Here is a 14,859-nt window from a genome sequence, read left to right on the forward strand (position 1 = left end):
ATGATTAGTACAAATTTTTAGCTTAGTAATAATACTTCTCTAAAAAGATTAGTTTAATATTAAAAATCAAATTTAGGAGATAACTATATGGAAGAACTTAAATATATAATTGAGGATAGTACAATTGCAGAATTACTTGGTGTCCAGAATTTTACAAATAAAGAATCAGCTGTTCTTGAGTTAGTAAAGAATGCTTTTGATGCACAGGCAACAGAGTTAAATATAATATTTAATAGGGACGAACTTATTATTGAAGACAATGGAAATGGCATGAATGCTGCTGATATAAAACGTCATTGGATGCATATTGGTAAAAGTAATAAAGACTATGATATATTAGATAAAAATAATAAAAGAAGAGTTTTAGCCGGGTCAAAAGGTATTGGAAGATTCGCTTTATCACGGTTAGGTTCAAATATTCAACTATATTCACAGAAAGAAGATTTAAAGAATAAATCAGTCCTTTGGATTACAGATTGGAATAGAAGTACACTTCAAGAGAACGATTCATTTACTACTTGTGGAACGAAAATTGTGATTCAAGATTTGAGAGATAAATGGAATAAAACTAGTATTGACAGATTGGCAGGATATCTATCTAGAACATATAATGATAACTTAATGAAGATATCATTATATTTTGAGAAAGAAAAAATCCTTGTAGAAAGATATTTTGCTGAGCCTAAATTGGGATATAATTGTACAAATAAAATAAATCTTAGATTTTCAGCTAATAACAGAAACTTAATATGCAATGTTTTGTCAGATGAGTTTAAAAAAGATGCTGAGAAATACTCTGGGGATATAAATATTTATAACTATAATAATACCATAGATATTTTGGAAGAGCTGGAAGGAGATCATGATCTTTCTATATCAAGAGAGGAGTTAGATACAGCATTAGAAAGATTAGGCGATTTTTCTGCTGAATTCTACTTTAGTCTTAAAGAGCCGGCAACAAAGGATATTGAAAAGTTTCTATATAAATATAAATTTCTATTAGATAGATACGATAACGGGATCGTTCTTTATAGAAACTCATTTAGTATATCTTCTTATGATGGAACAAAAGACTGGCTTGGGTTAGGTAGGCGTTCTAGATTATCCCCAGCAGCAGCAAGTCATCCAACTGGTTCTTGGAGAGTTAGGGAAAATCAATTAGCTGGTAAAGTGGAAATTGACAAAAGAAATAATTACTTATTATCTGATTTATCGAATCGACAAGGGCTAGACGAAAATATATATTATGATATATTTGTGAAAATATTAGATATTGGTCTAAGTGAGTTTGAAAGATATCGTCAATCAATAATTCGTAAAATTAATAAAAAAAATACTACTAATAAAGAAGATGATAAAAAACTAGTTGACAAACTAATTATGAAACCAACAATAATTAAAGACCTATCAAAAGATGAAGTTAATAAATTGATTTCAGAAATTAAGGAGTATAAAAAGGAAAATGTAGATTTTAAAAAGGAAATATCTAATACTGAAGAACGTTATAAATATGATGTTAGAATTTTAAATGTTTTAGCAACTTCTGGACTAAAGGCAACTTCTATTGCTCATGAAATGCATAATGATAGAAATAGTATTGCTCAAAATTGTGATGACATTATAGAAGCAATGAAACAATATGGAATTTGGGATTTTGTCAATGAAAGTGAACGAACCAAATATGCATTTTCTAATATACCAGAGCTACTTGATAAGAATAGACGAGTAAATTCTAAAATGATTTCATTTATGGATACAATGCTTACGGAGGTAGAGAAAAGTCAATTTTTTGCAGAAGAACATAATATATTAGAATTACTAGAAGAAATTAAAAATATATGGGAACGAGATTATTCGTGGATAAATATGCAACTAGAGCTTTCGCCTTTAATTTACCATGTTTTATCAGAAGATATTTTAAGAGTAATTTTTGATAATTTGATTTTAAATAGTATTCAACAGAATGATGATAAAAGTCACTTAAACCTTTTTATCCAATCATCTATAAAAGATGGAACTTTAGAATTTTTATACAAGGATGATGGAAAAGGATTAAGCAAAAAATATCTAGACAATCCTATGAAAATACTTGAAGTGCATGAAACATCTCGGAAACGTGGTCATGGGCTTGGAATGTGGATTGTAAACAATACTGTAGTTATGGCTGGTGGAGAAATAACTAAAATAGAAGGTGATGATGGATTTAGCATTCAATTTACTTTGGGAGGCAAAATGAATGGATAGTATAAAAATAGTTTATGTAGATGATGACTTAGATACTAATATCTCGCGATATCTTATGAGAGATTATCAACATGTAGATTTTAAAAAAGAATATAATGAGATTACTTTTAATAGTTCTGATGGCTATGATAGCCTTATTAATGATAAATTAATTAAAGAGGCTAATATTATTTTGATTGACTCAAAGTTATTTGAAAATGACAGAGTTACTACTGGAAAATTTTCTGGTGAAGAATTTAAAATGATACTAAAAAAGGTATTTCCTTTTATTGAAGTTATTGTTATAACTCAGAATGATATAGAAGTTGATTATGGAATTATTTCAAAATATCGAGGAGGAACACATTTAACTCCTCAAGAATACTATGCTATAAATTTAAAAAGCTCTTTGGATAATGCAATTACCAATATCAATATTTATCGAAATATAGCTAATAAACTAAGAGAGAATGAAGGTATTGATAAAGTTTTAATTGAAAAAATTATGAATTCATTAGATGGTGCCTCACAGTATGATGAGTTAACTACTAGAGATATTGATAACATTATATTAGCATTTAAGGAGCTACAGAGGGATATAGATGAAGAATGATTATAGAAATACAATATATTGTTCTCCACTGGAGGACCTAGAGGTAAAGAAGAAAATATTGAATGAAAAGATATGTCATGAGCACCCGCGTGCCAAAATAATATATAACCAAGTAAAAGATAAAAATGGTAGCTATAACAATAAGTTTATGGAAATATATAATTATAAGTGCAGTTATTGTGGAAACTCTATTGCCAACATAAGCTCTAACTTATTTGAGATAGATCATTATATATGTGAATCATCATTTGAATCAAAAGAAATTGCAGGTAAAATAGAAAATTTAGTTTTAGCATGTTATGATTGTAATAGATCTAAAAGTAATTTTTTAATTAAGGATGAATACATAGATATTTTAAGTCCAGATTTGGATAAAATTAAAGATGTATTTTATAGAGACGAATTGTTCTCTATCCAAATTTCTGAAGAATATAATAATGATATGTTTGTAAAATCATTTTATGAGCAGTTAAAATTAGGATATCAGTCTAGGAGATTAGATTTTTTATTGATAAATTTGAGAGGCTTGTGCGAAAAGCATGATGGAAAACCACATGCTGAAAAAATCAATGTTATACTAAGAAAACTACAACAAAAAAGAAACCTAACAAGCTTCAAGGAATAAATGGACATGCTATACTATAAAATGTTATTCTTCTAATAGTTAGTTATATTAAGAGTAGAGTTGAAATAAATTAAAGACTATCAATTATATTTTGAAAAATATACCAATGGGGGTATTTATGAAGTTTATTCAACTGATTTTATTGTTTTATGCAACGGTAATGAGTTTATTTATGTTAATTTCTAAAGTAGATGTAGAGTTCATTTTTTTGATTCCTATAATATTACTTGCTGTGATAGATTTAATAATTGAATGGATTATAGAAAAAGAATTTTCAAATAGTATGAACTTCTTTAACAAGCTTTCGCAACAAGCACATCCATTTGCAAGGCAGTTATGGGAAATATCAAAGAAAATAATGTTTATGTTAATTTTAAATTTTTTAGGATTTAGCTTATTATCACTATATACTGATATATATGAATTAACAAATAAAATGATATTCTATAAAGGAGCGATATTTGTTGGAGGATTATCAGTAATACTATTAGGCTTATCTATTAGTATTAGGATGATTCTTGGTAGTAAATATAATACAATAAGGAATAAAAAATTTGGATTTATAATTGACATACCCAATAATTGGAACTTTAATAAAGAGTTAACAGATAACAATAGTCTAATTGTTTATGAAAATCAGATATCTGATATGTGTTGTTTTATTTTTATTGAAGAGAAAAATAATTTTCATGATAGCACAAATCTTTTAGAATTTTATGAATTTCAGGAAGAAAGCTTATTGCTAGACAAGAGTATAACTATGGAAAATAAGCAAATGATTAAAACGGATAGTTGTTGTGTAAGGGTCAATTGTTTTTTGTTCATTAAGAAAAAGAAATACAATTGTTATAGATATTTTATTGAATCTAAAAGATTTTACTATGAAGTTCGATTAGTAGCATCAGCTAAATATGCTAGTGATGATGAAATAAATAGTATTATCAATAGCTTTATGCTTATATCTTAGTTCTCAAAATATATATCTAAGTTAATAAAACCAAAGTGTTTATTTCTATTATATTTCTTTTCTTTACGGTAAATAAGAATCTAAATATATAATTTTAAAGTTAAGTTATTTTAAAAGAGTATATATAATATTAAACGAATTTATCCGATTTGGAATTGTAGTAAGCAAAGCCTTCAAATAAAATTTTTGAAGGCTTTGCTGGTTACAATTTGAAAACAATTGTAAATATTATACTGTTGTTAAATGATATTAAAAATCTATAAGTATTATTAAATTTATATTGATTTTCAAATGATACTGTTGCATCATTTGAAAATCTACCCTGCCACCAAGGGGATAATATCAACTTACGACATCTTTATTGTCATCTCAAGGCACGTTGAGTGCGTGTTATTGATGTCAAGGATGTAGATATTGATTTTATTGGGTTTACAGGATTACATCGATCTTATCTACTCGACCTAAAGTTTATTTTTACGTTTGGAAAAATATATCTATGAGTAGAAAAAGGAAGATCAGTACTAAGACAGCTGAGCTTAACGCAAAGGAAGAATACAAGAAATATAAGAATTTGCATTTAGATGATGTTTCTAAAGTAGAGAAAGATTATATAAAAGCTTTAGAAAATATGGAAATCAAGTTGTTAGGTAAAGAAAATGAAAAATAATTTTATGTTATAATAATGGGAAGTAGATTATTTTTAATAGAGGGAGGGTATTCTGTGAATTTTTATATAGCATCGAGTTTCAAGAATATTGAACAGGTACGAGAGATTTCTAATGAGCTAAAGTTAAAAGGTTATATCCACACATATGATTGGACCCAAAACGAAAAAGCTAGTTCCCTTGAAAAATTAGCTACTATCGGTGTAAAAGAAAAAGAAGCAGTGATGAATTCGGATTTCTTTGTTATTCTATTGCCAGCAGGTAAAGGAAGTCATATTGAGTTAGGAATAGCCCTTGGGTTTAGAAAACGAATATATATATATTCTCCAACAAATGAAATCTACGAATATGATAAAACAAGCACTTTTTATCATATAGAAAGTGTAAATAAGTTTGTTGGGAGTTTTGATTTATTCACGCAATACCTAATGGAACAAGAAAATCAAGTTAAAATGAATCTTAATAAGAAGGATTAAATCGTCTTTTATTATGTAATCTATAAAGTTGTTTTATAAAAGTAAGGTTTGAAAGGTATAATTATTGAAAATATACCCTTCCGCCAAGGGGCTACCAGCCCCTATGGTCATCAGAATCACAGCAACAAGGCACATTGAAGCCGTAACACTACTTACAAAGTAAGTAGATGTACGTCTCATGTCATGAATGTCCAAGAGAATAAGTGTAACGAAATTCGATTGGGAACATTCTACGGCAGAAGTCAAGCATAGCGAAGGCTGATTGCAAGAAAGCGACTACTGAGAGTATTGCATTTATAAAAAAGAAAACTATATAGAAATCCTAAGATTTAAGCAGTTTTATGACCATTTTGTATTCGCAGAAGATGAGAATAATTTCAAGAAGAAAGTATATGTTTAATTTTTATAGATGTTGGTGCTATTTTTTAAAACTGCCTTGACATAGGCATCATTATGCCTTATTATTCATATAGTATGTTCTCTAGTTTTTTAGTTGGTACTATAATTACACTGATTCACACTAAACAAGCATATTAATTTTAGATTGGTTATATAATTAAAATTTAAAGTTGTAACTGGAATTAGAAATATGCAAGAAAATAAAAAAGTTTTTGGTTTTTAAATTTTAAAATATATGTAATAAATGTTCTATGATTACTATATACTTCAGAAGTGATATAACTATTAAAAATAATTTTTACATATAGAAAACAATTATAAGAAATTAATTTAGCAAAAAGGAAAACGAGATAAAATACTTATTCTTATGTTCCAATAATATGAGAGGATTTTTTTATGATATTTTTATTATTTATTATACTAGGTATTTGTGCTTATAAAATGAAATATTCAACAAAAGGTAATTATCATTTAGATTATATGTCAGTTGAAAATACTACATCAATAAAAGGAATATTTGTTTTACTTGTATTTTTAAGTCATTTTGTTCAGTATGTAGAATTGAATAGTCCTTTTGATATGCCATATTTAACAATACGTAGTTTTTTAGGACAACTAGTAGTAACTATGTTTCTTTTTTATTCTGGTTATGGAATATTAGAGTCTATAAAAAAGAAAAAAATGAAATATGTCAATGAGATTCCTAAGAAACGTATTTTAAGAGTATTATTTGATTTTGATATAGCTATATTATTATTTTTAATTGTACGTTTTATACTTGGATATAAATATGATATTAAAACTATTGTTTTGTCATTTATAGGTTGGACATCTGTCGGCAACAGTAATTGGTATATACTTGTAATATTAATAACTTATTTATTTACATTTATTTCTTTTAAAATATTTAAGAATAAATATTTTATGGCGATAAGTTGTGTTACTGTTCTTTCTGGTATTTATGTTTTGGCTGTGAGTAATTTTAAGCCATCTTACTCATATAATACAATTTTCTGCTATGCAGCAGGGATGTGGTTTTCTCTTTATAGAGAGAAGATAGAAAATATAGTATTAGCAAATAATACTAGTTATTTACTATCGTTAACAATATCATTAACTTTATTTGGATTTACATATTTATTTAATAATAAAGTAATAATTTATCAAATAAAGTCATTACTATTTGTTTGTTTAATTATTTTAGTTACTATGAAAGTTTCGTTTAATAATTTTATATTAAATTGGACTGGTAAGCATGTATTTAGTATATATATCCTGCAAAGAATTCCTATGATGATATTTAAAAAAAGCAATATAATCTCTAATAATACTTATCTATATTTAGTATTATGTTTATTGGTTACTATAGTAATTTCTCATGTTTTTGACATGGCAACTAGAAAATTTTATAATAAAATTTTATTGAAGACATCTCAGATAGCTACTTAGAAGCATAGGAAATATCTATATTCAATGAATTTAATTTAAAAGAAAAGAATAAAAATCAAAGTTCTATAATTAATGTTGAAGGAATAAATTCCCTTCAATATTTTTTGTCAAAATAAAACCACTTGCTATGCAGATGGTTCAAAAAAGCTTTAGTGATCTAACAAAAAATCCTCCTTTGATATAATAAGTTTACGGTCTGGAAACTTTAAAATAGTATCGAAGGAGCTAATATCTATGGTATACATTAGTAAAATTTTAATAAATATAAAATGGAACTGCAAATATCACATAGTTTCTACACCAAGAAAATAAATAATTTAAGAAAAGATAAAAATAGATATAGGAAAAATATTATATTGTATGTACCTTAGTAGCCACTATGGTGCATTTTTGAATGACTAAATATATAGAATTTAGCAAGTTACAACATAGAAGTATTAAAGAAGATACAATCACTGCATCGATCAAAAATGTTAGTACTAGAATCTGTGCGAGTTCTCAGAGAAATAGATAGAACTCTAAATATTATTTTAGCAGAAATTGGAGATGTAAGACGATTTAAAAACGGGAAATCATTAGTAGCTTATGCAGGAATTGATGCTCCACTGTATGAATCAGGAAACTTTAAAGGAACACAAAGAAAAATATCAAAACGAGGACCAGCTATTCTTAGAAAAATAGGCTATGAAGTTATGAAATGCATCAAGAGTAACAAAGCAAGTGAAGATTTGGTGTATCAATTTATGATGAAAGAAGAAGCGGAAGGCAAGCCATTAAAGGTGGCAAAAATAGCAGCCCTTAATAAACTTTTACGAATTTACTATGCAAGAATAAAAGAAGTCTATACTGTTTAAATCTTTAACAGATATAAGTATGAAACGGGTTAAACAGAGAGATCGGTTTAGTCTATTTTGTATGTTCAAAAATTAAATAGATAAAAAATTTGAAAACCTGCTAAAAAATACTTGATTTTTATTAGCAGGTTTTCATGCAAAAAAGGTGCTGATTTTTTTATCATCAACATCAAATATTATAAAACCATTATTTCCAGTTTCTAGGCAGATCAATTGCATCCGTAAGAACATAGATTAATTAAATTATCCATATCTAAAACTTCAATACCATTCCTAGATGTACTTACAATACCCATAGTGCGTAATTTTTTCAATACACGAGCTACTTCTAATCGTGTTTCTCCGATAATTTCACCTATTTCAGATTGAGTAAGTCTGATTCCTTTTCCCTGCAAATAGCTAGTATAAATATAAAGAAAATTACAGGTTTTAATAAAGGCCGTATTGTAGGATAGATTAATTGATTCAAACATAAAAAGATTAGAGTGACGAATGCAGTAGTCAGTCATAGCCATATGAAAATCAGGATTTTCTAACATTGCTTTATGGAATACTCTCGGAATTATTCTAATAGCTAGTACATCTGTTATGGCAGTTAGAACCAAAGCATCAGATTCGATTTTATACTCATTATCAGTGGGTCTACATAAGGAATATGGAAGAATAGAATTCTTACCATGAAAACAAATGGTTTTTATAGCCCCTTCCTCATGAGTAAGTGATAGCTTAAAAATACCATTAAGCGTAAAATAAAGATATAAGTTTGGATTAATTGATGTGATCTCATATCCTTTTTTTAAATTATATTTTTCGCCCAAGCTGCGTAATAGTGATTCAAATTTACTGAAATGATTTTCAAAATAATATTGTGGAAATCTCATCTTTGGAACCTCCCGATTAGATTATATAATTGGAATAATGCAAGTTTTAAAGCAATGTATATTTATGAAACATACCAATAATTAGGTGATTTCAATACTTATATTTATGAGACCTATAATATCATCAGAAGATTTTTTCGTCAAATAAGATTTTTATACACTGTGTATCATTTGATATAGATAGCATTTTTAATATTCAATATAATTTAGCTATAAAGTTACTTTATTATATCCAACAAATAAGAGTCTCAGTAAGGCTGAGGAGAAAAATTATGATATTTCTTTTAGGCTTAAGAAACTTTTAGCACCAGGTGCAAGCAAAAATTAAGGACTTAGTTTTAATTTTAGAGGAGTTTAAACTGAGGAACAAATTATAAGGAGTGATTTTCTTAATGGCAGGTATCTCGTTATTAGTATTAGTGGGAGCTATAGCATTAGGTGTTGCTTTTGGAAAGAATATAGGTATTATCTCTCTAGCAGCAGCCATGGTATTAGGATTTTTTGGAGGAGTTACAGGTAGTGCAATTGTTGCTGGTTTTCCAACAGGACTATTTTTAAATTTAACAGGAATGTTTTTCTTTTTCTCAATTGCCCAAAGTAATGGTTCATTAGAATTATTTTCTAAAAAGATGTTTCAAAAGATTTCATCTTTAGCAAAGTTTTATCCTCTTATGGTATTCTTAGTGTGTTTGTGTATAACCATAGTTGACCCAGGTGGACTGACGGTTTATACAGTTATGCCTTTAATCACAATGAGTATTGGATCTTATATGGGATATAACCCTGTTATGATTGGTATCCTTGCAATCGTTGGAGCAAATGCAGGTATGATGACACCTGTAGGTGTATTTGGTAATACTGCCAATATTATTGTTTCAAATGCTGGATATCCAGATTATACATTCCCTATATTATTTAATGGAATGATTATGCATACCATTGTATCTATAGTGATTTATGTATTATATAAAGGGTGGAAAATCAAGGATAATGGACTTAATAATACTTCAACTAACAATGTTTTTGAAGATATAAAGCCATTTAATACTAAGCAAAAAATTACCTTAGTAGTTCTTGTTTGTATGATATTAAGCATCATGTTATTAAAAACCCATGCAGGACTTACTGCCTTCGTATTTAGTTTAGCATTACTTATAGCAAACTGTGCCGATGAAAAAGCAGCCTTTGCAGGTACACCTTGGGAGGCGATATTCCTATGTGTTGGTATCGGATGTTTACTGAATGTAGTTGATATTTTAGGTGGCTTAACATTAATGGCAGACTTATTTGCATCGATCGCTACAAGATGGACTGCGGCACCTATTTTAGGATTTACGTCTTCAGTAATGTCATTTTTCTCTTTAGCTATTGCGGGACCTATACCTACACTAATTCCTACAGTTGCTCAGGTAAATGCAAGTATCGGAAATGTATTCCATCCATTAGAATTAATTAGTGCAATTATAAATGGTGGATATACTGCTACTATAAGTCCTTTATCCATGGGTGGAGCTATGATTTTAGCAGCTTACGACCAACTTTTTAAGCCTGATGTTTCAGAGAAAAACAAAGTCTTTAAAACATTACTTTTATCTGCTATTACTATTTCAATTATCGCTGCAATATTAGCGAATACAGGTATATATAGAATTCTAATAAACGAATAGTACTAGAATCAAAGGAGGAATTTATTATGGATAGAAAAATTTTAGAAGGAATCATTGATATGCACGTTCACTGCGGACCATCTATAGCTAATAGAGAGCTAGATGCAGCAGATATGCTAAAAGAAGCTGAAGCAGCAGGATATGCAGGATTTTTAGTAAAGGATCATTACTTTCCAAGTATGCTTGGAACTAAAATGGTAGAAAAGCATTTAGGAAATGGAACATGTAAGGTATATGGAAGTATGTGCTTAAATAACTCCATAGGACTTTTCAACCTAAAGGCATTAGATACTGCAAGACAAATGGATGCAAAAATAGTATACTTCCCAACGGTTTCAACAAAGAAACACATAGATGACCACCAAAGTAAGGGATTTGTAGGTGGTGGAAAATCAAAGATTGATGAAGAACCAGTTTCTTACGTTGATGAAAATGGAAATATGGATCCAGCTGCTATTGAATGTTTAAAATATATGGCAGAACATGATATGGTTTTAGGAACAGGTCATGGTACACTTTGGGAAGTTGACCACTTAGTTAAAAAAGCAATGGAATTAGGAGTTAAGAGAATCTTAGTAAATCATCCACATTATAATGTTGGTGCATCCTATGAGGATATGAAGAGATGGACAGATTTAGGTGCTTATATTGAATTAAACGTATGTGTTTTTGTTGGTGGTTCAAAGATTGGAAATGTTGAGGATGCTGTTTTTAAAAAAATTATGGATACTGTAGGCGTTGACCGTATTATTATGGATACAGATTTAGGACAAGTTAACAATGGTTCTCCAGTAGAAGGTATGTTTAATTATATTAATCTATTAGAAAGAGAATTTGGTGTTACAGAAGAAGAAATTAATACAATGACAAAGGTTAATCCAGTTAAACTATTTAATCTTTAATATTAATATAGAGACTTTTATTTTTAAATAGATATTAGTTAGTAGTACAGGCGACAAGCTTTAGATATGTAGATTCATTATTTTTAATATAAAATACATTTAATTAATGGAGGTAATGAAAATGGCAAGAGTAGAATCAGGAAATTGGAACAATTTACCTTGGCAAGAGGTAAGAGAAGGAATAACAAGAGTAGTTTTTGGTATGGGTGCAGACAATATTAACTGCACACTTAACAGAGTTGAAAATGGAAATGAAGTAAATCCACATTCACATCCAGACAATGAACAAGTTGCATTACTTTTAGAAGGAGAATGTGACTACTATGTTGATGGAGTAGCATATAGATTAACACCTGGTTCATGGGTAACTGTTCCAAAGGGAGTAGAACACTACATTCATGTGTATGATAGCCCCGTTCCATGTATGCAAATGGATATTTTCTATCCAATAAGACCAGAGTACATTGAATCTTATAGCAAATATTTAGAAGAAAATAAATAATAATTCAATGTTGCTGAGCTGGTTTTATAATTAGCTCAGCAATATTAATAATAAGCAGACTTTAGATAATATACTATATAAAGAGATAGGAGCTATTTTATGAAAATGCGTAACTTAGTTAAGGAAAAACTAGAAGATAAAGGATATGTTCTAGGAGCCTTTGTTGCATCTGGTTCACCTACCAATGCAGAAATCCTAGGAATTAATAATTTTGATTTCATTTTAATTGATATGGAACACGCACAAACAAATATGGAAACTATGGTGGATATGATTAGAGCATCTGAACTATACGAAATGGCACCTTTAGTTCGTGTTTATGATCCAGCCGATGGACCAATGATGGCACGGATGTTAGATGTAGGTGTACATGGTTTAATGATTCCCATGGTTGAAACTCCAGAACATGCAAAATATATTATAGATAATGTTAAGATTGCACCCCTTGGAAAAAGAGGCATAGGGGTAGGTCGTGGTCCTCGTTGGGGATGGTACCAAGATTATAACAAGGGAGAATGTAATGAGAATACTTATGTTATAATGCAATGTGAAACAAGAAAAGGTGTTGAAAATATTGATGAAATATGTGCAACACCGGGTCTCGACTGTATATTTATAGGAACAGCTGACTTATCCCAGGATATGGGATGTTTTGGAGATATGAAAAATCCTGAATTTACAGAAGCTATAGATAGAGTATTGAAAAGTTGCGAAAAACACAATATTGTCCCTGGTATCGTTACAGGTTCACAAGAAGAAGCAACAATGAGAATTAAACAAGGATTTAAATTTGTAACTATTATGAATGATCTTGGGTTTTTTAGAGCGCAAAGTAAAAATCTAATTGATAATGTTAGAAAAAGTATTTCTGAATAAACGTATTTTAAGCAGTATGAATATAATTTTGTAGAAGATAGATAATAGGTTTAAATAATTTTAATAAAGGACATCTGACAATATGGTTAGGTGTCTTTTATTGAATGTATATAAGTTACCTCAGTATTATTTAGGATAAGCTTTTTCAATAAGATTTTGATAGGTTGATTGACATCATAAAAAATGATGAGGTATAATGTTAGACGATTAAAGTGAAATTACATTAGGGGGAAGGAAGTATGGAAAATGAACAATCAAAAATTTTTGATGAGTATGAAATCAAATAGGTGTTGCTACCCGTAAAGATATACATAGATTTGGATATTGGCACGAGACATTTAACTGTTGGTTTATTAGTAAAGAAAATGAAACGGATTATCTCTATTTGCAACTCCGTAGTAATATAAAAAAGGATTATCCTAATCTTTTGGATACTACTGTTGCTGGGCATTTACTGGCGAATGAAACAGTTCAAGATGGTGTAAGAGAGATTACGGAAGAGATTGGAATTGATATATCCTTTCAGGAATTAATACCCTTGGGAATAATAGCCCACTGTATAGTAAGCGAAGATCTTATAGATAAGGAAATAGCAAACATATTTTTGTATAAAAGTGAAAAGTCCTTTGATAACTTTACGCTTCAGGAAGAAGAAGTTTCGGGAATTGTCAAAACAAAATTTAAACATTTTGCTGAACTTTGGCTGGATGAAAGAGAGACAATTAAGATAAAAGGATTTCTAATAAAGAAAGATGGAGAAAAGGTTTTAATTGATGAGAATGTAGGAAAGAATAAGTTTGTACCTTACCAGATTAAATTTTATAAGACGTTAATCGAAAAGATTAAAGAAAAGATTTAATTTGATTTAATCTTATTCAGCTATAGGAAGATGGTCGGATGCTCTATGTCTAAAAATATAGATACTACATTAGCTATAAAGGACTTAAATAATGTCTATAAACTTCAAAAACCTAATGAAGGTTTGATTCTTCATAGTAGTTTATTTCAAAGGAAAGAATGCAAAAAAATATAGAAAGGGAGAAGATTATGGTTCAGCTAGATGGGGAAATTCAAAAGATATTAAACCATATATAGATACAATTTATGAAGAAAACATTATCTTAACGAAAACTGAAAGATTAATGATGAATGGAAGGGAAATACGAGATGGGAAAGGGAAAATTATTTATTAAAGAGATAAAAAAGGAAAGAGAATATACGAGCCATATAGAATCAAAGTATTAAATACTATTAACTTTAAAAAGTCTATGCATTATAACCCTTTTGGGTATATTAACTCCGAAAAAGACATATTGAAGCTAGTAAATACTATAATTGCCAATACCAAGGGAGAAGGTGAAAAAGCAGGAGAAGACTTTTGGGTAAAGGCAGAAAAACTATATTACAAAGCCCTAATAGGATATATTTTCTATAAAGCTCCAAAGGAAGAACAAGAGCGGTATATTGAATTGGCTGATGGAGGGTTATCGGCTGATGCTGGAAACGAGGATGGATGCGCTGTCGCGTGAGGCAAATCCGCATGGGGACGATACCGGCGAGAAATTTCCGCTGGATTAAGATTTGTGGAGCCGACCGAATTTATCTATCATAAGTATCATATGTGTCATGTTCGTGGCAAAATATATAGGTCATCCTGCGCGGGTATATGATACATATGAGAGATATGATACATGGTTTGGTGCGACTCCGCATTTTTCTTCGCTGCTTGTGAAGGGGGCTGGATAGTGGCGATAATGAAG

15 protein-coding genes and 1 pseudogene are annotated in these 14,859 nt (G+C 29.2%); 15 read left to right on the forward strand and 1 reads right to left on the reverse strand.

Going from position 1 to position 14,859, the window contains the following annotated elements:
• Positions 1-87: 87 nt before the first annotated feature.
• The 8 genes from RDK80_RS03645 (at position 88) to RDK80_RS03680 (ending at position 8,271) form a co-directional block, all read left to right on the forward strand.
• Positions 88-2,244 (forward strand): ATP-binding protein, encoded by a 2,157-nt coding sequence (locus tag RDK80_RS03645; RefSeq protein ID WP_308523502.1) that lies wholly within the window; start codon positions 88-90, stop codon positions 2,242-2,244.
• Entirely contained in the window at positions 2,237-2,836 is a 600-nt protein-coding gene (locus tag RDK80_RS03650) for a hypothetical protein (protein ID WP_308523503.1), read from the forward strand. Before RDK80_RS03645 ends, RDK80_RS03650 begins: the two co-directional genes overlap by 8 nt.
• A complete protein-coding gene (locus RDK80_RS03655) occupies positions 2,826-3,461 on the forward strand; it encodes an HNH endonuclease (protein ID WP_308523504.1) in 636 nt (211 codons plus the stop codon). The genes RDK80_RS03650 and RDK80_RS03655 overlap by 11 nt, the downstream gene beginning before the upstream one ends.
• 118 nt (positions 3,462-3,579) lie before the next feature.
• Entirely contained in the window at positions 3,580-4,428 is an 849-nt protein-coding gene (locus RDK80_RS03660; protein ID WP_308523505.1) for a hypothetical protein, read from the forward strand.
• A 496-nt stretch (positions 4,429-4,924) separates the two neighbouring features.
• Complete coding sequence (locus RDK80_RS03665; protein ID WP_216521735.1) at positions 4,925-5,095, forward strand: hypothetical protein; 171 nt, start codon at positions 4,925-4,927, stop codon at positions 5,093-5,095.
• Positions 5,096-5,149: 54 nt separating this feature from the next.
• Positions 5,150-5,569 carry a hypothetical protein gene (locus RDK80_RS03670; RefSeq protein ID WP_308523506.1) on the forward strand — a complete coding sequence of 140 codons (420 nt, stop codon included), beginning with the start codon at positions 5,150-5,152 and terminating at the stop codon, positions 5,567-5,569.
• 795 nt (positions 5,570-6,364) lie between these two features.
• The gene (locus RDK80_RS03675; protein WP_308523507.1) at positions 6,365-7,417 is read left to right on the forward strand and encodes an acyltransferase family protein; all 1,053 of its coding nucleotides are present in this window, start codon (positions 6,365-6,367) and stop codon (positions 7,415-7,417) included.
• Positions 7,418-7,887: 470 nt separating this feature from the next.
• Positions 7,888-8,271: a transposase gene (locus RDK80_RS03680; protein WP_308523508.1), complete on the forward strand. Its 384-nt coding sequence runs from the start codon at positions 7,888-7,890 to the stop codon at positions 8,269-8,271.
• A 209-nt stretch (positions 8,272-8,480) separates the two neighbouring features.
• Here the strand turns inward: RDK80_RS03680 and RDK80_RS03685 are convergent, their stop codons facing one another.
• Positions 8,481-9,152, reverse strand: coding sequence for a Crp/Fnr family transcriptional regulator (locus tag RDK80_RS03685; RefSeq protein ID WP_308523509.1), 672 nt, complete (start codon positions 9,150-9,152; stop codon positions 8,481-8,483).
• A gap of 392 nt (positions 9,153-9,544) precedes the next feature.
• On the opposite strand from RDK80_RS03685, the gene RDK80_RS03690 reads away from it, so the two are divergent.
• From RDK80_RS03690 to RDK80_RS03720, 7 genes and pseudogenes are all read left to right on the forward strand, one after another.
• Positions 9,545-10,819 carry an SLC13 family permease gene (locus tag RDK80_RS03690; RefSeq protein ID WP_216562970.1) on the forward strand — a complete coding sequence of 425 codons (1,275 nt, stop codon included), beginning with the start codon at positions 9,545-9,547 and terminating at the stop codon, positions 10,817-10,819.
• A gap of 26 nt (positions 10,820-10,845) precedes the next feature.
• Complete coding sequence (locus tag RDK80_RS03695) at positions 10,846-11,721, forward strand: DUF6282 family protein (RefSeq protein WP_308523510.1); 876 nt, start codon at positions 10,846-10,848, stop codon at positions 11,719-11,721.
• A gap of 121 nt (positions 11,722-11,842) precedes the next feature.
• Entirely contained in the window at positions 11,843-12,223 is a 381-nt protein-coding gene (locus RDK80_RS03700; RefSeq protein WP_216562966.1) for a cupin domain-containing protein, read from the forward strand.
• A gap of 99 nt (positions 12,224-12,322) precedes the next feature.
• Positions 12,323-13,099 carry an aldolase/citrate lyase family protein gene (locus RDK80_RS03705; RefSeq protein WP_308523511.1) on the forward strand — a complete coding sequence of 259 codons (777 nt, stop codon included), beginning with the start codon at positions 12,323-12,325 and terminating at the stop codon, positions 13,097-13,099.
• Positions 13,100-13,406: 307 nt separating this feature from the next.
• Positions 13,407-13,958, forward strand: coding sequence for an NUDIX domain-containing protein (locus tag RDK80_RS03710; protein WP_374041663.1), 552 nt, complete (start codon positions 13,407-13,409; stop codon positions 13,956-13,958).
• 45 nt (positions 13,959-14,003) lie between these two features.
• The gene (locus RDK80_RS03715; RefSeq protein ID WP_308523513.1) at positions 14,004-14,132 is read left to right on the forward strand and encodes a hypothetical protein; all 129 of its coding nucleotides are present in this window, start codon (positions 14,004-14,006) and stop codon (positions 14,130-14,132) included.
• A pseudogene (locus tag RDK80_RS03720) lies at positions 14,092-14,610 on the forward strand (type IV secretory system conjugative DNA transfer family protein); the annotation flags it as partial. The gene RDK80_RS03715 and the pseudogene RDK80_RS03720, both read left to right, overlap by 41 nt.
• Positions 14,611-14,859 lie beyond the last annotated feature (249 nt).

This window comes from uncultured Tissierella sp., assembly GCF_902479755.1.
GTDB lineage: Bacteria > Bacillota > Clostridia > Tissierellales > Tissierellaceae > Tissierella > Tissierella carlieri.

What these genes read in the sequence shown, in the direction of transcription:
- RDK80_RS03645 (WP_308523502.1), top strand. Translation starts at nt 88, where the DNA reads ATGGAAGAACTTAAATATATAATTGAGGATAGTACAATTGCAGAATTA.
- RDK80_RS03650 (WP_308523503.1), top strand. Translation starts at nt 2,237, where the DNA reads ATGGATAGTATAAAAATAGTTTATGTAGATGATGACTTAGATACTAAT.
- RDK80_RS03655 (WP_308523504.1), top strand. Translation starts at nt 2,826, where the DNA reads ATGAAGAATGATTATAGAAATACAATATATTGTTCTCCACTGGAGGAC.
- RDK80_RS03660 (WP_308523505.1), top strand. Translation starts at nt 3,580, where the DNA reads ATGAAGTTTATTCAACTGATTTTATTGTTTTATGCAACGGTAATGAGT.
- RDK80_RS03665 (WP_216521735.1), top strand. Translation starts at nt 4,925, where the DNA reads ATGAGTAGAAAAAGGAAGATCAGTACTAAGACAGCTGAGCTTAACGCA.
- RDK80_RS03675 (WP_308523507.1), top strand. Translation starts at nt 6,365, where the DNA reads ATGATATTTTTATTATTTATTATACTAGGTATTTGTGCTTATAAAATG.
- RDK80_RS03680 (WP_308523508.1), top strand. Translation starts at nt 7,888, where the DNA reads ATGTTAGTACTAGAATCTGTGCGAGTTCTCAGAGAAATAGATAGAACT.
- RDK80_RS03685 (WP_308523509.1), bottom strand. Translation starts at nt 9,152, where the DNA reads ATGAGATTTCCACAATATTATTTTGAAAATCATTTCAGTAAATTTGAA.
- RDK80_RS03690 (WP_216562970.1), top strand. Translation starts at nt 9,545, where the DNA reads ATGGCAGGTATCTCGTTATTAGTATTAGTGGGAGCTATAGCATTAGGT.
- RDK80_RS03695 (WP_308523510.1), top strand. Translation starts at nt 10,846, where the DNA reads ATGGATAGAAAAATTTTAGAAGGAATCATTGATATGCACGTTCACTGC.
- RDK80_RS03700 (WP_216562966.1), top strand. Translation starts at nt 11,843, where the DNA reads ATGGCAAGAGTAGAATCAGGAAATTGGAACAATTTACCTTGGCAAGAG.
- RDK80_RS03705 (WP_308523511.1), top strand. Translation starts at nt 12,323, where the DNA reads ATGAAAATGCGTAACTTAGTTAAGGAAAAACTAGAAGATAAAGGATAT.
- RDK80_RS03715 (WP_308523513.1), top strand. Translation starts at nt 14,004, where the DNA reads ATGTCTAAAAATATAGATACTACATTAGCTATAAAGGACTTAAATAAT.